Here is an 18,206-nt window from a genome sequence, read left to right as displayed (position 1 = left end):
AAACGATAATCGTTTTCACTTCCTTGGTGGAAGCCCCTACGGGAAGGAGGGCACATGCGCGTGGTCCTGGTCACCGGTCTGCACCGGTCGGCACGTGGACTCTCGGTCGACGAACTGCTCGCCACGTCCCCAGGATCGGTGTCCGTGCACCACGACCTGGAGGAGATCGGGGAGGGGATCGTTCACCGCGTGGTCCGGGACGCCACGGGACGGGTCGAACGCGAGCACGTCGACCTCGTCCACGCCTGCGCCTCGTGCACGCTGCGGGAGGACCTGATCCCCTACCTGCTCCGCATGGCGGCGGAGGATCCGCCCGGCCTGTGCGTCGTAGAGGCCTGGGACGGCGTCGAACCGAAGCTGATCGCCGAGGCGATCGCCCACGAGGGGGCCCTGCGCCTGGTCGCCGTCGTCGGCGCGGTGGACTCCGGCCGCCTGGTCGAGGACCTGCTCAGCGACGACGACCTGGGCGACCGCGGCCTGGACATCGCCGAGGACGACAACCGCACCGTGAGCGAGGTGCTCACCAGGCAGATCGAGTACCCCTCGGTGATCGACCTGTACGGGACCGACGCCGGGAGCGAGGCGCACGTCCTGGTGGAGCACCTCAACCCCGCGGCGGTCGTCGCGCTCCCCGGGTCCCGGGCGATCGACCCGACACGGGGCCTCTTCGACCCGGGGGCCGCCCACGCCCGGTCCAACCCGGCCTGGGCCCAGTACGGCGACCGCCTCGACGGGCGCGTGCGCACCTTCACCTGGACACGCACCCGCCCCCTGCACCCCCAGCGGTTCGCCGACGCCCTCGAACAGGTGCTGTCCACGAGCGTCCGCGGCCGGGGGCGCTTCTGGCTGGCCAGCCAGGCCGACTCCCTCCTCGTCTGGGAATCGTTCGGGGCGCTGCTCCTGGTGGAGGACGGCGGCCCGTGGATGGACGCCCTGCCCCCGGCCGCCATGGACCTCGCCCCCGAGGCCAGGCGCGTCTCCGCGCTCCTGGACTGGGACCCCGAGGCGGGCGACCGGCGCCAGCACCTCTCCTTCGTCGGTGTCGGCCTCGACACCGCGGCCCTGGAATCACTGCTGGACTCCTGCCTGGTCACCGACGAGGAGACGGGCCAGGAATTCAGCACCGACCCCTTCGCGGAGTTCTCAGAAAGGTGAGCATGCCCGCTTCAGCACGCCGTTCCGACAAGCGCAAGACGTCGCGGACCTTCACGAACCCCCTGGGCGAACAGGACTACGTCGACTACAAGGACACCGCCCTCCTGCGCAAGTTCATCTCCGAGAAGGGGAAGATCCGCAGCCGCAGGGTGACCCGGGTCACCGCACGCCAGCAGCGGCTGATCGCCGCGGCGGTCAAGAACGCTCGCGAGATGGCCCTGCTGCCCTACCCCTCCAACACGCCGACGCAGAAGGCCTGAGAAGGACCGGAAACGGTCCTGGAAAGACAAGGAGTCACCATGTCCCGCGTATGCCAGGTCACGGGGAAGTCCCCGTCCTTCGGAAACGCCGTCTCCCACTCCCACAGGCGGACCAAGCGCAGGTTCGACCCCAACATCCAGAGCAAGCGGTACTGGCTGCCCGGCGAACAGCGCTTCGTCAAACTCCGGGTGAGCACGAAGGGCATGAAGGTCATCGACGCGCGCGGGATCGAGCGCGTCGTCGCGGACATCCGCGCCCGCGGGGAGAAGGTCTGAGATGGCGAAGAAGAGCAAGATCGCCCGCAACGAGCAGCGCAAGGCCGTCGTCGCCCGCTACGCGGAGCGCCGCGCCGAGCTGAAGCAGCTCATCAAGAACCCCCGCACCGACGAGGACGTGCGCGCCGCGGCCCTCGCCGAACTGCGCCGCCAGCCCCGCGACGCCAGCGCGACCCGGGTGCGCAACCGCGACTCGGTGGACGGCCGCGCGCGGGGACACCTCCGCAAGTTCGGCCTCTCCCGCATCCGCTTCCGGGAGATGGCCCACCGCGGGGAGCTGCCGGGCATCACCAAGTCCAGTTGGTAGCGGAGAACCCGTGGGCGTCCCCGCTCCGGCTGTCCGGCCGGAGCGGGGCGCCCGGCCCCGGCCGGGCCCGCCGGAAGGGCCGCGGGCCCTCGGGAGCGGCCACGACCACCACCCCGACCAGGGCGCACCACTTCGGCGAGGAGACGCACCGTGCCTGAACACAACGACCCCTACGCCCGTTCCGGGCAGTACATCGACATCATGATCGCAGGCTGGTGGGAGCACCACGGGGACACCCTCGTCGAGGCTCTGGGGGAGCTCCCCTCCGACGCCGGCCCCGTGGTGGACGCCGGCGCCGGAGGGGGCCACGGGACCCGCCTCGTGGCCGCCGCCCTGCCCGGGGCCCGGATCCTGGCCGTCGAGCCCTCCCTCCCGCTGAGGACGGTGCTGCTCTCCCGGATCGCCGAGGACGCCGACCTGCGCGACCGGGTGACCGTGGACGGCGACGACCTGCTCTCGGCCCACCTGCCCGACCGGATCGGCGGGATGGTGATGGCCAACCTCATCGGGCACTTCAGCCCGCACGAGCGCGACCGGCTCTGGGAGGACCTGGCCCCGCGCCTGGCCCCCGGGGCGTTCATCCTGCTCAACCTCGCCGCACCGCTGAAGCCCGAGCGGGTGGAACGGGCGCGGATGAGCGAGGTCCGCCTCGGCGACCGCTCCTACGTCGGCTGGGCCGCCGCCGAGCCCAGCGGCCCGGAGCGGGTGAACTGGCACATGACCTACGAGGTCCACGAGGGCGGGCGGGTCCTCGCCTCCGACGACGTCCGCTACGACTGGTGGACGATCACCGAGGACGCGCTGCGCGCCGAGACCTCGCCCCACCGCCTGCGGGCCGTGCCGCACGGCCCCTCCGAGGCCGGGCTGTACAAGCTCCTCCCGGAGGGCTGAGGCCATGAGCGCACCCGACGGGCTCCCGGTGACCGTGCTGTCCGGTTTCCTCGGCGCGGGCAAGACGACCCTGCTCAACCACCTCCTCGGCAACCTGGACGGCCTGCGGGTGGCGGTGATCGTCAACGACATGAGCGAGATCAACATCGACGCCGAACTGGTCCGGGGCGAGGGCCACCTGTCCCGGACCGACGAGCGCCTGGTGGAGATGACCAACGGCTGCATCTGCTGCACCCTGCGCGACGACCTGCTGGAGGAGGTCTCCCGTCTCGCGGAACAGGGCCGCTTCGACCACCTGCTGATCGAGTCCAGCGGCATCTCCGAACCGATGCCGGTGGCGGCGACCTTCGCCGTCCCCGGCCCGGACGGACGCCCCCTCCTGGAGGGGGCGCGGCTGGACACGATGGTGTCGGTGGTCGACGCAGCGAACTTCCTCACGGAACTCGACAAGGGCGACGACCTGGTCGAACGCGGACTCGACGCCTACGAGGACGACGAGCGCACGGTCAGCGACCTGCTCGTCGACCAGGTGGAGTTCGCCGACCTCCTCCTCGTCACCAAGACCGACCTGGTCACCGCGCAGGAGGCCGAGCGGGTGGAGGCGGCCGTGCGCAGGCTCAACCCCCTCGCCCGGGTCCTGCGCGTCACGCACGGCCGCGTCGACCCGCGCGAACTGGTGGGGGCGGACCGGTTCGACCTCGAACGCGCCTCCCGCGCGCCGGGGTGGGTGGCCGAGCTCAACGGCGACCACGTCCCCGAGACGGAGGAGTACGGGATCTCCAGCCTGGTGTTCCGCGCCGACCGCCCCTTCCACCCCGGACGGCTCTGGGAGCTGGTCTCGGCGGGCTTCGACGGGGACCGGCACGGCACGATCCTGCGGACCAAGGGCTTCTTCTGGCTGGCGACCCGCGCCCGGACCACGGGACTGTGGTCCCAGGCGGGGCCGGTGGCCCGGTTCGAGCCCGCGGGGGTGTGGGACCCGGCCGACGGGGCCGCCCTGGGCTACGCGCCCGAGGACCTGGCGGACAGCGAACCGGTGGAGCCCCGCCAGGAACTGGTGTTCATCGGCACCTCCCTGCGGCGCGACTCCCTGGACCGGGCCCTGCGCTCCTGCCTGCTCACCGACGACGAGCTCGCCGCGCCCTGGGAATCGCTCCAGGACCCCTTCCCCGAATGGGACGTCCACGGCCTGCACGACCACGCGCACGCCCGCGCCTGAGGCCCCCGGGACCGCCGTCCACGGGCACACGCCGTGCCCCGTGGGCGGCCCCGGGCCGCCCGACCCGGGTCCGAGGGAGTTCCGGCCGCGTTCCGGAACGCCTCCCGGCGATCCCGCTCCTCCCTTCCGCCCCTACCGGAGAGGCAGAGGGAGGCCCTTTCCCGACGTCGTCGGGGCGTCGCGCACATCCCGGCCGTTTCGGCGGCTCCCTGCGGGGCAGTTACATGCACGACCGCCCCCGGGCGCGCCGGCGCCGGGGGCCGGAGGCCGGACGGCGCGACCGGTGCGCGCTCCCCCGCCCTGCCTCCGAAGAACCGGGAGAACCCCGTGCCGCGCGGGCCCGCTCTCCGCAGGGCCCGACATGGCGTCGGCCGTTCCGTACGAACCGAGGGGGAGGATGTGCGAGGAGACTTCCTGAAGAGGGCCGTGGGGGCGAGGGGCTCCGGCGAGCGGGCGGGATCCGGGACGGACCGGTACACACGGGTCCGGGTATGGCTGTCCAGGTCCGCGGCCTCGGGGAGCTACGAGCGGCACACCCTGGCCCTGGTGGCGAAGGGCGCCCTCGCCGCCACCCTGGCGTGGCTGGTCGCCCACCACCTCATGGCGGCGCCGAGCCCGGCGTTCGCCCCGTTCTCCGCGGTGCTGATGGTGCAGGTGACCGTCTACCAGTCCGTCGTGCAGTCCCTGCGCTTCGTCTGCGCCATCGTCCTGGGGGTCGCCCTCCAGGCCGTGTCCGCGCTGACGGCGGGCCCGGACATCCTCACGTTCGTCCTCGTGGCGCTCGTCGCCCTGGGCGTGGGGCAGTGGCGTGCCCTCGGCCAGTACGGGACCCAGGTCGCCACCGCCGCGTTCTTCGCCTTCGCCACGTACGTGTCCGCCTCGGGAACGGTGGAGCGGCTCTCCCAGCTCGGCCAGATCGTGCTGCTGGTCCTCGTGGGGAGCGCGATCGGCGTGGCCGTCAACCTCCTCGTGTTCCCGCCCCTGCGGTTCCGCAGCGCCGAGTCCGCCCTGCAGACCCTGGTCGGCTCCTTGCGCCACCTGTGCGCGGACATGAGCCGGGGCCTGCTGGAGGGGCAGATCGACGAGTCCACGACCGCGTGGTGGAGGCAGCGGGCCAACGCGCTCGAACCGGCCGTCCGGCAGGCCCGGCTGGCCGTCGGGACCGCGCGGGAGAGCGTGTACTACAACCCGCGCCGGGTCCTGGGCGGGCGGGGGCGCTCGGAGCCACGGCCGCAGTTCTACGAGCAGCTCGTCGACAGCCTGGAGAGGGCCGTCAGACAGGTCGAGTCCCTGGCGCGGGCCCTGGACCGGTGGCAGAAGGACGATCGCACCGATCCCCACTGGGAGTTCCTGGTGCGGTGCGGCGAGCTCGTGCAGGCCGTCGCCTCGGCGCTGCGCGTGCTGGAGGAGCCGGACGGGTTGCGCACGCGTGCGCACGCGGAGCGGTTCCACGAGGCGGTCGAGGGCGTCCGGCGGCACGAGTCCGCGCTGGAGGGCGTCTGCGCGGACGGCGGCGACCGCACCCCGCCGCTGGGCGACCCGACCCGGCCCTACGGGGTGTTCCTCATCGAGACACAGCGCCTGCTCGACGAGTTCGAGTACGTCGACGAGCTCCTCGGCGGGACCCGGCTGCGGGCGTCGGGCTGAGGGCGCGGTCCGAGGGGGCCGCCCCCGGACGGCCCCCTCCCGCGCACCCCCGGTGGAGGGGCGCCCGCATCCGGCCCGCGCCACGGTCCCCTCATCCGACGTGGCGGCGGGCTCTCGCGCACGGTCCCCTCACCCGACGTAGCGGCGGGCCCGGGAGCGGCTGCGCGGGCCCTGGAGCAGCCGGAGCCCGCTCTCGACCTCGGCGGGCAGCACCTTCCGCTCCCGGGCGACCCATCCCGCTCCCCCCGCCGCCGCCAGGACCGCCCTCAGGGTCGAGACGTCGAACGGGGCCGACCGGAGCACCCACCACGTGTGGCGCAGGGCCCCGCCGGCGGGGCGGCGCAACCATGCCGTCCACAGCGTGTTGCGCAGCCCCAGGCGGCGTCGTGCGGAGGAGTCGCGCACCGGTGAGGCGGCGTGGTGGACGACCATGCCCTCGTCCCAGCACATCCACCACCCGTCCGCGGCCATGTCCAGTGCGAGGAGCTCCTCCTCGCCTCCCAGCCACAACCGCCGCGAGAAGCCCCCGGCCCGCCGGAACGCGATGGTGCGGAAGACCGTGGCGCCGGCGAGGACGCCCAGGAGCGCCGGTCCCGGGAGCCAGGCGGGCGCCGGGACCGGAGAGTCGCGGAGCTCGGCCGTGATGGGGTCCTCCCGCCCCCCGGGTTCGACCAGGATGCGCGCGGTCACCGAGCCCAGGCCGGGGTGCGCGTCCAGGAGGTCCGCGGCGCGCCCCAGGGAGCCCGGCTCCCACCACGTGTCGTCGTCGCAGAACGCCACGTAGGGCGTGTCCAGGGCCTCCACCCCGATGTTGCGCCCCACCCCGCCCAGGTTCACCCGGGCACGGACGAGCACCGCCCACGGGTGCTCCCGGGCGACGGCGTCCGGGGACCCGTCGGCGGAGGCGTTGTCGACGACCACGACGGGAGGCCTCGGCTCCAGCTCCTCCAGGCGCCGGAGGGTGTGGAGCAGGGTGTCGCGCCGGTTGTGCGTGATGACGACGACCCCGATCCGGGGCAACCCCCCGCCCGTCATGCCCGCTCCAACAGGGCCAGGTCGCGTTCCACCCGGACCGGCAGCGGTCGCCGCCGCCTCACCGCGGAGGGCAGCCGCGCCACGGCGCCGGCCAGCCCCCGGCGGCAGGCGGGGTCGCGCAGTGAACGCGCCGCCAGGCGCGCGGTCCGGGCGAGCACGGTCCCCGGGCTTCGGCGCAGCCAGACGGTCAGCAGCGCGTTGCGCTCCTCCAGGGACCTGCGCCACACCCCCGGCGGCCGGACCGCCGAGGGGTGGTGGTGGACGAGCACGTCCCGGAGGTGGCACAGCTCCCAGCCGGCCGCCGCCAGGTCCTGGGCCAGCAGCGCCTCCTCCCCTCCGAAGAACAGGAGCGCGTCGAAACCGCCGACCTCCTCGAAGGCACTGCGCCGGACCACCGCGGCGCAGGCCAGGAAGCCCAGGATCCTGGGGCCCGGCAGGCCCTCGGACCGCGGCAGCGGGCTCCGCAGCAGGTCCTGGTTGACCGGGTCCGGCCGCTCCTCCTCCCCCACCGCCACCGAGGCCGCGACGAGTGCCAGGCGGGGATGGGCGTCGAGCGCATCGGCGGCCCGCTCCAGCGCTCCCGGGGCCCACCAGGAGTCGTCGTCGCAGAAGGCCACATAGGGCGTGTCCGCGTACAGGACGCCCGTGTTGCGGGCGACGCACCCCGTGTTGTGCGGTCTCCTGACGAGCAGGACGTCCGGGAAGGCGGAACCGACGGCCTCGGCCGTGCCGTCGGTGGAGGCGTTGTCCACGACCACCACGGCGGGCCGCGGGTCCAGCTTCTCCAGGTGGCGCAGTGTGCGCCGGAGTTCGTCGACACGGTTGCGGGTGGCCACCACGACGGTGACCCGCCCCCCTTCGGCGTTGCCCATCGCCGTTCACCTCGCCCGGTCCGTCTCGTTGACGGGCATGGCCCGCTCGACCCAGCCCGCCACGCGGACGTCCTTGTCCAGGAAGTAGGCGATGGTGCGTCTGAGCCCCTCGTCCAGCCGCAGGAGGGGACGCCACCCCAACAGGTCACCGGCCAGCCGGATGTCGGGGCGCCTGTAGTGCGGGTCGTCCTCGGGGAGGTCGACGAAGGTGATCCGGGACCGTGCCCCCGTGAGGTTCAGGACGGCGAGCGCCAGGGACTTGACGGTCAGCTCCTCGTCGCTGCCGATGTTGACGGGCCCCGTGGCGTCGCTCTCGGCGAGGGCGATCAGGCCGCGCACCGTGTCGTCCACGTAGCACAGCGACCTCGTCTGGTGCCCGTCCCCGGCGACGGTCAGCGGGCGCCCCTCCAGCGCCTGGTTCACGAAGGTCGGCACCATGCGCCCGTCGTCGGGGCGCATGCGGGGCCCGTAGCAGTTGAAGATCCGCGCGATGCCCACGTTGGCCCCGTAGGCCCGGTGGTGGGCCATCGTCAGGGACTCGGCGTAGCGCTTGGCCTCGTCGTACACGCTGCGCGGTCCCACGGGGTTGACGTTGCCCCAGTAGGTCTCGCGCTGTGGATGCTCCAGCGGATCGCCGTAGACCTCGCTGGTGGAGGCGAGGACCAGTCGCGCTCCGTGCTCCCGCGCCACCGCCAGGGCGTTGCGGGTGCCCAGGCTCCCCACCTCCAGTGTCTCCACCGGCATGCTCAGGTAGTCGGGCGGCGAGGCCGCCGAGGCCAGGTGGAAGACCGTGTCGACGGGTGTGTCGAGGGTGAACGGCTCCGTCAGGTCCGCCTCCATCAACTCGAACCAGGGATGCCCGGCCAGGTGCTCCACGTTCTCCGCGCGCCCTGTGGCGAAGTTGTCGAGGCACACCACGCGTGTCCCCCTCTCCAGCAACCGGTCGCACAGATGGGAACCGAGGAATCCGGCTCCACCGGTGACCAGGGCCGTCTTTGTCGATACGGGCTCTCGCATTGCTGCCCACCTCCTCGAAGGGTCGGCCCCGCCGTCATGCGCGGCGGGGAGCCAGGCACTGCTCCCGGGGTCCCGCGGCCGGTCCGGCGGCGCCCGCCGCACCCGGTCGGCGGCGGGGCGCCCCCTGCGCGGACGTCCGGCACGGTCCCGGAACGGTCCGCGGGGCGCGGTCCGCGGATGTCCCCGGCCGGTCCGGCGCCCGCGTGGGCCGGCGCGGTCCCGGGAAGATCCGCGGAACACGTCCTAGGGCCACGAGGACTCCTCGGAGGAGCACACGACCATCTCGCGGACCTCGCAGCCGGGCGGCTGGCGAAGCGCGAACAGCACCGTCCGGGCCACGTTCTCCGGGGTGTTGAGCTTGGCGTCCGGCCCCGGCTTGTACTGGTCGGGGCGGTCGTCGAAGAAGGAGGTGCTCATGCCGCCGGGCACCAGGAGGGTCACCCCCACCTGTCCGGCGAGTTCGGCGGCCAGCGCCCTCGTGAAGCCCACGACCCCGAACTTGGAGGCGCAGTAGGCGGTGGCGTCGCTGAGCGCGCGCAGCCCCAGCGTGGAGGCGCAGTTGACCACCGTCCCCCGGGAGGCGCGCAGGTGCGGCAGGGCCGCCCTGGTCACGGAGGCGGTGCCGATCAGGTTGACCTGGACGACGCGTTCCCAGTCCTCGGCCGACACGTCGAGGAGGGTGCCGCAGGCGTCGGTCCCGGCCGCGTTGACCAGTGCGTCGATGCGTCCGTGCTGGACGGCGACGCGGTGGACGGCGCGTTCGACGCCCTCGCGGTCCGCCAGGTCGACCTGCTCGAAGGGCAGGTCGTTGCCGGGGTGCTGCCTGTCGAGGACGATCGGGCGGCCGCCCTCGGCCGCCACGGCCTCGGCCGTCGCGGCTCCCAGGCCGGACGCTCCTCCGGTGATGAGGGTGTTTCCGAGTGGACGCATCTCCTGATCCCGTTCCTTTCCTGTGGGTGCTCCGTCGTCGCCCTGTCGGGCCGTGGCGCGGCCCGTCGCGGCCGGCCGCGTCAGCGGACGGCGGCGCCGTCGCGGCCGCCTCCGCGTATACGGGTGATCAGCTCCGTCGTGGAGTGCCCCGGCACGAGCGGGACCGTGACCACCTCCCCGCCGAGGCTCCTCACCAGGGGTGTCTCCGGCAGGTCCTCCACCTCGTAGTCCCCTCCCTTGACCCAGGTGTCGGGCCGCAGCCGCTCCAGGGCCCGCAGGGGCGTGCTCTCGGAGAACACGACCACCTCGTCCACGCAGTCGAGCGCCGACAGGACCCTGGCGCGGTCGTGCTCACCGACGACCGGCCTCCCCGCGCCCTTGAGGCGCCGCACGGAGGAGTCGCTGTTGAGCAGGACGACGAGCCGGTCCCCGAGTGCGCGGGCCCTGTGCAGCAGGTCGATGTGGCCCGCGTGCAGGACGTCGAAGCAGCCGCCGGTGGCCACGACGCCCCCGCCCCGGCGGTGCGCCGTCCCCGGTCCGGGAGCGGTCCCCGGTCCGGGAGCGGTCGGCTCCCGCAGCGGCGCCCCCGGGCCTGCGGCGGGCACCGCGCAGGAGGAGGCCCCGCCCCCGCTGACGAAGGCCGACGCGGCCAGGACCGCCTCCCGTACCGCGTCCCCGGGGCCCGCCCCGGCGGCGAGGGCGGCGGCGCACGCGGCGGCGAAGGCGTCCCCGGCGCCGCAGGTGTCGGACGGCGCGCGCACCGGCGCACCGGGCACGAGGGCGCCGGACCCGTCGCCCCCGGCCCAGACCGCTCCGTGCTCGCCGAGGGTGACCGCGACGGCGCGCGCCCCCCACCGCCGGGCCAGTTCCGCGGCCCTGCGCAGCGCGTCCCCTCCCGCGGCCTCGGCAACCCCCGCCTCGGCGGCGTTGGGAGTGACCAGGCGCGACCCCGCCAGCGGCTCGGCCCCGCGCGGGTGCGGGTCCCACACGAGCGGGACGCGCTCCGCGCACGCGGCCAGGGCCGCGCGCACCGCGCCCTGGCGGGTGAACCCGTGGCCGTAGTCCGCCACCAGCACCGCGGAGGCCCCCTCCAGCGCCCGAGCCACCGCCCGGGCGGACGCCACCCCCTCCACGCCGTCGCAGCCCTCGTCGATCCTGGCCACGGTACGGCCGTCGGCCCGGACCCGCGTCTTGGTGGGCGTGCGCTCCATCAGCGGCAGTCCGAGCAGGGTGACGCCGTCGCCCAGGAGCGCGGCCAGGTCGCCGGCGGCGGCGTCGCGGCCCACCGGTGTCAGCAGGACGACGTCGCGGCCGTGGTCGCGGACCCGTGTCGCGGCCAGGGCGGCGCCGCCCGGACGGTGCCAGGCGGAGACGCCCTCCAGCACCGGCGCGGGCGCGTCGGGGCAGTCGCGTCCGGACGAGCCCCTCAGGTCGACGTCCAGGAGGGCGTCCCCGACCACGACCACGGGGCCGGTGGCGGGGCTCACGTGGCCGCCCTCCCCTCCGGGACGAACACGGTGTGTCCGGCGACGCGGAACTCCGCGTCCACGGACGCGCAGAACACGTGGACCAGCGCCAGGTGCACCTCCTGCACGGTCGAGGTGCTCGGCGCGGGCACCGCCACCGTCTCGTCGCTGAGCGCCTCCAGGGCGCTGGGCCCGGGGCCGGTCAGCGACCAGGAGACGACGCCGAGCTCCCGCGCCGCCTTGGCGGCGGCGACGACGTTCTCGCTGTCGCCGCTGGTGGAGAGGCAGACCAGGAGGTCTCCCGGTCGGGCGTGCGCGCGCAGCTGGCGCGCGTAGACCTGTCGGTAGCCGTAGTCGTTGGCGATCGCGGTGACGCTGGACGTCTCCGCGTGCAGGGCGATGGCCGACAGCGGGGCCCGCTCGTCCTCGAAGCGCCCCGTCAGCTCGGCGGTCAGGTGCTGCGCCTCCGCCGCGCTGCCGCCGTTGCCGCAGGCGAACAGGCGCTGCCCGTCGCGCAGCGCGCGGGCCGCCCGGCGCCCCCACGCCTCGACGCGGGCCGCGTCCGTGCGGTCCAGGACCGCGCTCAACTGCCTCAGGTGCGTGTGCATCACTTCTCGCCTCCCAGTGCCGTGGTCCCGACCGGGGCGGTGTCGGCCTCACGCGGCGCCGGCACCGCCGTCCGCCTCCGTGCGACGGCCCCCAGGTAGCACTCCTCGGTGCGCCGGGCGACCTCCTGCCACGAGTACCGCTCGCGGGCCCGCTCCGCGGCGGCCTCCGCGAAGGCAGCCCTGGCCGCGTCGTCCGACAGCACCCACCGCGCGGCGGCGGCCAGCCTCCCGGGGGACCTCGGAGGCACCAGGAGCCCCGTCCGGCCGTGGTCGACCGTGTCCATGTGCCCGCCCACACGGGAGGCGACCACCGGGACGCCGCAGGACATCGCCTCGACGGTGGAGATCCCGAAGGGCTCGTACCAGGGCACGTTGACGGCGACGTCGGCCGACCTGAGCAGCGCGGGGACCTCCTCCCGGGGGACGCACCCCAGGAAGCGGACGCGGTCGGCGACGCCCATCCGCTCGGCGACCATGCGCAACCGGACGGCCTCGGGCTGGGTCCACAGCCGTTCGGCGTCCGCGCCGCCCGCGATCACCAGCTCGGCGCCGGGGATCTCGGCCAGGGCGCGGACCACCGTCTCGATGCCCTTGCGCTGGACCAGGCGTCCCAGGCTCAGCAGCCGCGGTCCGTCACCGCGCGGCGCGCTCGGCCCCCCGGGTGTGAAACGCTCCGTGTCGACCCCGCAGGGGACGACCTCCACGCGCTCCGGCCGGACCCCCCATCCGCCGAGCTCCTCCCGCTCGTCGGTGGAGGTGGCCACGACCAGGTCGCACCGGTGGGCCACCGCGCGCTCGGTCGGTATCCGCTCCCCGGGGCTGGTGTCGGCCGCACCCTGGTGGCGGCGCTTGACGGTGCCCAGGGCGTGGAACGTCTCCAGGACGGGGACGTCGAGGCCGTGGGCGGCCCGCAGCGCGGCGAACCCGCTCATCCAGAAGTGGGCGTGGACGACGTCGGGCCGGTCGGTCCGCCAGTGCGCCCGGAGGTTCCTGGCGAACTCGGGCATGTACCGGGGCAGCTCGTCCTTGCTGATCGGGCCGGCCGGCCCCGCGCGCAGGTGCGTCACGTACACCCCCGGGCCCAGCGGGACGGTGTCCGGGAGCCCGCCGTCGGTGCGGCGCGTGTGGACGACGACCTCGTGACCGCGTGCGGCGAGCGCCGTGGCGAGCTCGGCCACGTGCACGTTCTGGCCCCCGGCGTCCTCTCCGCTGATCGCCGCCAGCGGACTGGCGTGTTCCGAGACCATGGCGATCCTCATGACGTCACCTCCTGTAGCACGCGGTCCCAGTCGTCCAGGAACCGTGTGAGCCCGTAGCGGTCCAGAGCGGCCCTCCGGGCCGCCGCACCGGTGCGGGCGGCCAGGGCGCGGTCCCCGTTGAACGCGCGCAGGGCCTCCGCGAGCACTCCGGTGTCGGTCGAGACGACCCCCGCCCCGGACGGCACCGCCTCGTACGCCTCGGTGGTACCGAGGGCCACCACGGGAAGACCGAGCATCATGGCCTCGATGAGGGAGAGCCCCAGCGAGGTCCACCGCAGCGGGTGCGCGTAGGCGCGGCGCCGCGCGAGCTGCCCGTGCATGGCGGACTGGGGCAGGTCCTCGTGGGCCCGGAGCCGCGACTCCGGGAGCCCCAGGCGCCCGGGCACGTCCGCCACGCCCATGCCGTACAGGTCCAGGGGCGCGGCCTCCGCGAGCCGCGGGAGCAGGTCGGTGCCGGTGAAGCGCCAGCGGCGCAGGGGTTCGTTGAGCACCACCCCCGCCCGCGGCACCTCTCCGGTGTAGCGGTGGCCCGGGTCCGGGACCCCGTGCTCGACCACCCTGGTGGGCGCGCGCCCGCAGTCCCAGAACAGGTCGTTGAAGCGGGTGACGTGCACGACCGGGATGTCGTCGCGGTCCGCGAGCGGGTGCCGGCTGACCGGCACGTCGTCGCGCGGGGTGTTGTGCTCGACGTAGACGGCGGGCAGTCCCCTGCCGATGGGGCGTCCCAGCAGCCGTGCCGCGAGCTCCACCTCGTGGGGGCGCTGGAGCACGACCAGGTCCGGTTCGCAGCCCCGGATCTCGCCCCAGGGCAGTTCCACGGCGTTGGAGGGCCAGTCCCATGTGCGGGCCCGCCCGCGCCCGTCGGGCCCCCGGTCGGGCGTCACGGGCAGCAGGCAGGTGTGGCCCCCGCGCAGGAAGGCCGTCGTCCACGACCCGTGGACGTGCCACATCAGCACGCGGAGCGTCCTCCGCGGGACGCGGACCCCCTCGTCCGCCCCGTCCGGGGCGCGACGGGAGAGGTGCTCGTCTACGGTCATCACTCTTCCCCTTCCTCGAGCAGGTCCTCCACGGCGGCCAGGACCTCGTCGGCCGTGACCGAGGTCAGACAGGGGTGCCCGGGCACGGGGCACACGCGGGCCCGCGTCCCCGCGCAGGCCTCCCCCTGGTCCCCCAGGACGCGGACCCGCGGGCCGTGCGGCGCCCAGGCCGAGGCGGGGACGACCGGGGAGAAGAGCGAGACGACGGGCGTGCCCACCGCAGCGGCGAGGTGGGCGGGGCCCGTGTTGCCCGCGACCAGGACGGATGCGCGGTCGAGCACGTCGGCCAGTTCCGCCACGGTGGTGCGGCCGGCCAGGCTCGGACCGCCGGGGCCGGCGACCTCCTCCGCCCTCCCGGCCTCCCCCGCGCCGCCCGTGACCAGGACCCGGTGGCCGTGCCCGGCCAGGGCCGCGACGGTCTTGGCGGCCAGCGCGGGCGGTATCTCCCGTGAGGGCGCGTCCGCTCCGACGTGCACCACCGCGTAGCCGTCCGGCCCCGTCAGGCGGCGCGTGTCGGGCAGGGGCCGCCGCACCGCGAGGAGTCCGCGGTCCTCCGGGGACGGGGGGAACCCCGCGGCCCGGGCCAGGGAGACCATCCTCTGCGCCTCGGGGCCGCCGTGTCCGACGCGGTGGCGGACGTCGAGCAGGCTGCCCGGGTAGTCCTCGCTCGTCGCGCAGACGCGGGGGACCCCCGCCATCCGCAGCAGGAGCGCCAGCGGCAGCGGCGACTGGTGGAAGGACGTCAGGACGACGGCCTCGGCCACGTCGAGGGCGGCGATCCGCCGGACCAGGCGGGTGACGTCCTCCGCGTCGACCGGCGGCGGGTCGGCGGCGATCCAGGGCGCGCACCAGGTCAGGACGCGGTCCACGCCGGGGAGCAGTGCGGCCGCGTCGGCGCCGCGCGGACCGGCGAGGTAGACCACCTCGCGTCCCCCTCGGGCGACGGCGCGCACGGCCGGCCCCGACAGCAGGACGTCGCCCATGCTGTCCAGGCGTGCCACGAGCACGCTGCGGCCGCTCACCGGGGTGCCCCCGCCAGGAGCCGGAGGACGGCCGACTCCAGGTCGGGGGCGGTCTCCGCGGCGGCCTCCGTCTCGTCCTCCCGCGTCTTCGCGGTGGGGACGAGGATGCCGCGCGCCCCTGCGGCCGACGCCGCGTCGGTGTCGGCGCCGATGTCGCCGACCAGGGAGCACTCGCAGGGGAGGACGCCCAGTTCGGCGGCGGCCGAGAGGACCATGCCGGGTTCGGGCTTGCGGCAGTGGCAGCCGTCGTCCTCGCCGTGCGGGCACACCCTCCACAGGTCGAAGGGGCCCAGCAGTTCGTCCACGCGCCGGTTGACCGCCTCCACCTGTGCGGCGGAGAGCAGGCCCCGGGCGACGCCGGACTGGTTGCTGACCACGCCGACGGCGAGCCCGGCCCGGCGGGCCAGGGCGACGGCGCGGGCGGCGGTGGGCATGGGGCGCACCTTGTCGGGGTCCCCGTTGTAGGGGACGTCCTCGACCAGCGTCCCGTCCCGGTCGAACAGGACGGCCCGGACCGCCGGTCCCGGCCCCGCGCCGGCGTGGCGGACCTCGCCGGTGAGGCGGTGCCAGCAGGCCAGCGGCGGCACCAGCGCGCTCGTCAGGGCCATGTCGGCGACCTCCTCCGCGGTCCACGGGCCGGGAGCCAGTCGGCGCAGGGCGAACAGGGCGGTGCGGGCCGTCCAGGCCGCTCCGAGTACGCCCGCGGCGGCACGGCGACCGGTCAGCCAGGACAGGATCGCGGCCAGGAGCACGCCCGTGGTCACCGCGTGGGCGCGCAGTCCTCCGGGGTGCTCACCGGTCCGGCGCCGCCAGCCCGGGCCGTGGACGCGGCGCATCAGGGCGTTGTCGGCGTTGCCGCGCTGGGCGGTGAGGCTGAGCCTGCGCTCCCCCTCCCGCAGGGGGTGGACGCACTCCCGGTCGCCGCCGACCAGGACGAACCCGGCGTCGATCATCCGCAGGGCCAGGTCCGTGTCCTCCCGGTAGGCGCGCGGGAAACGCGTGTCGAACCCGCCGACCGCCTCCAGCGCGCTCCTGCGGTAGGCCATGTCCGCCGTGATCCAGCGGGCGTCCTCCAGGGCGACGGTGGCGCGCTCCGCGTCCGTGGGCGCCCGCCCCTCCGGCCTCGGCACGGTGATCCGGCCCTGGCTCCCGGCGACCTCCGCGGGAAGCGCGGCCAGGTCGGAGCACAGCCGGGCCGGCCAGTCGGCGGGCGGCGCGACGTCGTCGTCCAGGAAGGCGATCCACTCGCTGCGGCAGGAGTGCCATCCGGCCTGCCGGGCCGCCGCGGGACCGCCGCCGCCCGTGCGCAGGACGCGCACGCGGGCGTGGTCGGCTCCCGGGAGCGGGCCGTGGGAACCCGGTCTCCGGTCGTCGGCCACGACGATCTCCTCCGGCGCCGCTTCCGGCGGCGCGTCGAGGAGGACCTCCAGCACCCGGGCGAGGCTGGGGCGGCCCACCGTGGGGATGACGACCGCGTACCCGGGGCCGCTCACCGCTGCCCCGCCCGGGCGTGGCGGCGCACCAGGAAGGGGCCGATCGCGAGGATGTCCACCGGCGCCGACCCGAAGCACTCCAGGGCGTCGCGCGGTGAGTCGACCATGGGCCGCCCCGCCGTGTTGAGGCTCGTGTTGACCAGGACGGGGAGGCCGCTGCGCTCCTCGAAGCGGTCCAGCAGCCGCGCGGTGAGCGGGTCGTCCTCGGGCGAGACCGTCTGCACCCTGGCGGTGCCGTCCACGTGGACCACCGCCGGCAGGCGCTCGCGCCAGGAGGGCTCCACCTCGTGGACGAAGAGCATGTAGGGGCTCGGCAGGGGGCCGCCGGAGAAGATCTCCCCCGCCCTGCGCTCGGCCACCATGGGTGCCACGGGCCGGAACTGCTCGCGCCCCTTGACGTTGTTGAGCCGTTCGAGGTTGCCGGCGTTGAGCGGGTTGGCGAGCAGGGACCGGTGGCCCAGGGCCCGCGGGCCGTACTCCGACCCTCCCTGGAACCAGGCGACCAGGGCGTCGGCGTCCAGTTCCGCGGCGACGGCGTCGGCGAGGTCGGAGGGGCGCTCGAACTCGACGTCGGCCTCGTCGAGCAGGGCCCGCAGCTCCTCCTCGTCCCAGGAGCGGCCCAGTTCGGCCCCGGGCATGGGCTCGACCGCCTCCCCTGCCAGCGAGGCCAGGTGCATCGCCCCGCCCAGGGCCGTGCCCGCGTCCCCGGCGGCGGGCTGGACCCACACGCTGTCGAAGGGCCCCTCGGCGGCGATGCGGCTGTTGGCGACGCAGTTGAGCGCGACGCCCCCGGCCATGGTCAGGTGCCTCTTCCCCGTCCGCAGGTGCAGCCAGCCGAGGACGCCGAGCAGCGCCTCCTCCATGGCGGCCTGGACGCTCGCGGCCAGGTCCGCGTGCTCCCGGGTGGGTTCCTCGCCCTTGCGACAGGGCTCGGTGAGGGACTTCCAGTCCACGCCCGACGCCCGGACCAGCCCCTCCCCCTCGTAGCCGATGCGCTCGCGCACGCGGTCGAGCATGGTCGGCGAACCGTAGGAGGCCAGGGCCATGACCTTGTACTCGTCGCTGGAGCGGTGGAACCCCAGGTGTTCGGTGAGTTCCTCGTAGACCAGTCCGAGGGACTCCGGCAGGGGCTGGCGCGCCAGGACCTCCAGGCGCCCGTCCGTGTAGGAGCCGGCCAGGTGCGAGGTCGCCTCGCCCCGGCCGTCCGCCACGAACACCGCGCAGTCCCCGCCCCCCGCCTCCGGTGGGGCCGCGAGCCCGGCGGAGGCGGCGTGCGCCACGTGGTGGGGGACGTACACCACCTTCGCCGGGTCCAGGCCCGGCAGCTCCGAGGCCAGGAAGTGGGGCGCCCGCTCGACGTAGAACAGCCGCAGCTGCTCCCAGCCCACGTCCTGCCCCGGCCCGGAGGGGTCGGCCAGGGCCGGGTCGTAGGAGTAGGAGACCGCGTCCAGGTCGGCGGGGCGCAGTCCCGCCCGCTCCAGGCACCACCGCATCGACGCCGACGGCAGCTCCCAGGTGGAGAAGGGGACGGCCTCCTTGCCGTGCTTGCGCCGGGAGAACCTCTCCTCCTCCGCGGCGGCGACGGTCCGCCCGTCCACGACGAGCGCGGCGGCCGGGTCGTGGAACACGGCGTTGACCCCGAGGATTCGCATGCGACCGCTCCCTCCGAGACTGGGGTGTGATGGCGAACGCATCCTGTCGACTACCGAAGG

General features: G+C 75.0%; 18 protein-coding genes. 7 read left to right on the top strand and 11 right to left on the bottom strand.

The annotated features are described in order from the left end of the window. The first annotated feature begins 54 nt into the window (after positions 1–54). The 7 genes from ABZ234_RS11885 (at position 55) to ABZ234_RS11855 (ending at position 5,755) form a co-directional block, all read left to right on the top strand. Positions 55–1,155, top strand: a complete 1,101-nt coding sequence (locus tag ABZ234_RS11885; protein WP_355011976.1) for a GTP-binding protein — start codon at positions 55–57, stop codon at positions 1,153–1,155. 2 nt (positions 1,156–1,157) lie between these two features. Further along, positions 1,158–1,415 (top strand): 30S ribosomal protein S18, encoded by a 258-nt coding sequence (gene rpsR, locus ABZ234_RS11880; protein WP_267945220.1) that lies wholly within the window; start codon positions 1,158–1,160, stop codon positions 1,413–1,415. Positions 1,416–1,454: 39 nt separating this feature from the next. Continuing rightward, the gene (rpmB, locus tag ABZ234_RS11875) at positions 1,455–1,691 is read left to right on the top strand and encodes a 50S ribosomal protein L28 (RefSeq protein ID WP_267945221.1); all 237 of its coding nucleotides are present in this window, start codon (positions 1,455–1,457) and stop codon (positions 1,689–1,691) included. A gap of 1 nt (position 1,692) precedes the next feature. Then, positions 1,693–1,998: a 30S ribosomal protein S14 gene (rpsN, locus tag ABZ234_RS11870; protein ID WP_352986653.1), complete on the top strand. Its 306-nt coding sequence runs from the start codon at positions 1,693–1,695 to the stop codon at positions 1,996–1,998. A gap of 150 nt (positions 1,999–2,148) precedes the next feature. Then, a complete protein-coding gene (locus ABZ234_RS11865; protein ID WP_355011975.1) occupies positions 2,149–2,889 on the top strand; it encodes a class I SAM-dependent methyltransferase in 741 nt (246 codons plus the stop codon). A gap of 4 nt (positions 2,890–2,893) precedes the next feature. Continuing rightward, the gene (locus tag ABZ234_RS11860; RefSeq protein WP_267945224.1) at positions 2,894–4,108 is read left to right on the top strand and encodes a GTP-binding protein; all 1,215 of its coding nucleotides are present in this window, start codon (positions 2,894–2,896) and stop codon (positions 4,106–4,108) included. A gap of 399 nt (positions 4,109–4,507) precedes the next feature. Continuing rightward, entirely contained in the window at positions 4,508–5,755 is a 1,248-nt protein-coding gene (locus tag ABZ234_RS11855) for an aromatic acid exporter family protein (RefSeq protein ID WP_355011974.1), read from the top strand. Positions 5,756–5,884: 129 nt separating this feature from the next. Here the strand turns inward: ABZ234_RS11855 and ABZ234_RS11850 are convergent, their stop codons facing one another. The 11 genes from ABZ234_RS11850 to ABZ234_RS11800 all read right to left on the bottom strand — a co-directional run bounded on the left by ABZ234_RS11850 (position 5,885) and on the right by ABZ234_RS11800 (position 18,146). Then, the gene (locus ABZ234_RS11850) at positions 5,885–6,790 is read right to left on the bottom strand and encodes a glycosyltransferase (protein WP_355011973.1); all 906 of its coding nucleotides are present in this window, start codon (positions 6,788–6,790) and stop codon (positions 5,885–5,887) included. After that, entirely contained in the window at positions 6,787–7,662 is an 876-nt protein-coding gene (locus ABZ234_RS11845; RefSeq protein WP_355011972.1) for a glycosyltransferase family 2 protein, read from the bottom strand. Before ABZ234_RS11845 ends, ABZ234_RS11850 begins: the two co-directional genes overlap by 4 nt. A gap of 6 nt (positions 7,663–7,668) precedes the next feature. Beyond that, complete coding sequence (locus tag ABZ234_RS11840; protein ID WP_355011971.1) at positions 7,669–8,679, bottom strand: UDP-glucuronic acid decarboxylase family protein; 1,011 nt, start codon at positions 8,677–8,679, stop codon at positions 7,669–7,671. A 243-nt stretch (positions 8,680–8,922) separates the two neighbouring features. Continuing rightward, positions 8,923–9,609 carry an SDR family oxidoreductase gene (locus ABZ234_RS11835; protein WP_330157124.1) on the bottom strand — a complete coding sequence of 229 codons (687 nt, stop codon included), beginning with the start codon at positions 9,607–9,609 and terminating at the stop codon, positions 8,923–8,925. Positions 9,610–9,689: 80 nt separating this feature from the next. Next, positions 9,690–11,096: a D-glycero-beta-D-manno-heptose 1-phosphate adenylyltransferase gene (gene rfaE2, locus ABZ234_RS11830; RefSeq protein WP_355011970.1), complete on the bottom strand. Its 1,407-nt coding sequence runs from the start codon at positions 11,094–11,096 to the stop codon at positions 9,690–9,692. Further along, on the bottom strand, positions 11,093–11,683 hold the full coding sequence (locus tag ABZ234_RS11825; RefSeq protein WP_355011969.1) for an SIS domain-containing protein: 591 nt from the start codon (positions 11,681–11,683) through the stop codon (positions 11,093–11,095). Before ABZ234_RS11825 ends, rfaE2 begins: the two co-directional genes overlap by 4 nt. Further along, a complete protein-coding gene (locus ABZ234_RS11820) occupies positions 11,683–12,942 on the bottom strand; it encodes a glycosyltransferase (RefSeq protein WP_355011968.1) in 1,260 nt (419 codons plus the stop codon). The genes ABZ234_RS11825 and ABZ234_RS11820 overlap by 1 nt, the downstream gene beginning before the upstream one ends. Next, positions 12,939–13,892, bottom strand: a complete 954-nt coding sequence (locus ABZ234_RS11815) for a glycosyltransferase (protein ID WP_344183934.1) — start codon at positions 13,890–13,892, stop codon at positions 12,939–12,941. Before ABZ234_RS11815 ends, ABZ234_RS11820 begins: the two co-directional genes overlap by 4 nt. A gap of 86 nt (positions 13,893–13,978) precedes the next feature. Further along, the gene (locus ABZ234_RS11810) at positions 13,979–15,001 is read right to left on the bottom strand and encodes a glycosyltransferase family 9 protein (protein ID WP_355011967.1); all 1,023 of its coding nucleotides are present in this window, start codon (positions 14,999–15,001) and stop codon (positions 13,979–13,981) included. Next, entirely contained in the window at positions 14,998–16,494 is a 1,497-nt protein-coding gene (locus ABZ234_RS11805) for an HAD-IIIA family hydrolase (protein ID WP_355011966.1), read from the bottom strand. The genes ABZ234_RS11810 and ABZ234_RS11805 overlap by 4 nt, the downstream gene beginning before the upstream one ends. Further along, entirely contained in the window at positions 16,491–18,146 is a 1,656-nt protein-coding gene (locus ABZ234_RS11800) for a carbamoyltransferase C-terminal domain-containing protein (RefSeq protein WP_355011965.1), read from the bottom strand. The genes ABZ234_RS11805 and ABZ234_RS11800 overlap by 4 nt, the downstream gene beginning before the upstream one ends. Positions 18,147–18,206: the final 60 nt, after the last annotated feature.

Source organism: Nocardiopsis sp. NPDC006198, from assembly GCF_040613895.1.
Taxonomy (GTDB): domain Bacteria; phylum Actinomycetota; class Actinomycetes; order Streptosporangiales; family Streptosporangiaceae; genus Nocardiopsis; species Nocardiopsis tropica.
The sequence above is the reverse complement of the archived record's forward strand: the minus strand, read 5'-3'. Positions and strand labels throughout refer to the sequence as shown.

Bases quoted from the DNA above. Each gene is read 5' to 3' on its own strand.
- rpsN (WP_352986653.1), top strand. From the start codon at position 1,693: ATGGCGAAGAAGAGCAAGATCGCCCGCAACGAGCAGCGCAAGGCCGTC.
- rpsR (WP_267945220.1), top strand. From the start codon at position 1,158: ATGCCCGCTTCAGCACGCCGTTCCGACAAGCGCAAGACGTCGCGGACC.
- ABZ234_RS11815 (WP_344183934.1), bottom strand. From the start codon at position 13,892: ATGTGGCACGTCCACGGGTCGTGGACGACGGCCTTCCTGCGCGGGGGC.
- ABZ234_RS11850 (WP_355011973.1), bottom strand. From the start codon at position 6,790: ATGACGGGCGGGGGGTTGCCCCGGATCGGGGTCGTCGTCATCACGCAC.
- ABZ234_RS11885 (WP_355011976.1), top strand. From the start codon at position 55: ATGCGCGTGGTCCTGGTCACCGGTCTGCACCGGTCGGCACGTGGACTC.
- ABZ234_RS11800 (WP_355011965.1), bottom strand. From the start codon at position 18,146: ATGCGAATCCTCGGGGTCAACGCCGTGTTCCACGACCCGGCCGCCGCG.
- rpmB (WP_267945221.1), top strand. From the start codon at position 1,455: ATGTCCCGCGTATGCCAGGTCACGGGGAAGTCCCCGTCCTTCGGAAAC.
- ABZ234_RS11840 (WP_355011971.1), bottom strand. From the start codon at position 8,679: ATGCGAGAGCCCGTATCGACAAAGACGGCCCTGGTCACCGGTGGAGCC.
- ABZ234_RS11835 (WP_330157124.1), bottom strand. From the start codon at position 9,609: ATGCGTCCACTCGGAAACACCCTCATCACCGGAGGAGCGTCCGGCCTG.
- ABZ234_RS11845 (WP_355011972.1), bottom strand. From the start codon at position 7,662: ATGGGCAACGCCGAAGGGGGGCGGGTCACCGTCGTGGTGGCCACCCGC.
- ABZ234_RS11825 (WP_355011969.1), bottom strand. From the start codon at position 11,683: ATGCACACGCACCTGAGGCAGTTGAGCGCGGTCCTGGACCGCACGGAC.
- ABZ234_RS11860 (WP_267945224.1), top strand. From the start codon at position 2,894: ATGAGCGCACCCGACGGGCTCCCGGTGACCGTGCTGTCCGGTTTCCTC.
- ABZ234_RS11820 (WP_355011968.1), bottom strand. From the start codon at position 12,942: ATGAGGATCGCCATGGTCTCGGAACACGCCAGTCCGCTGGCGGCGATC.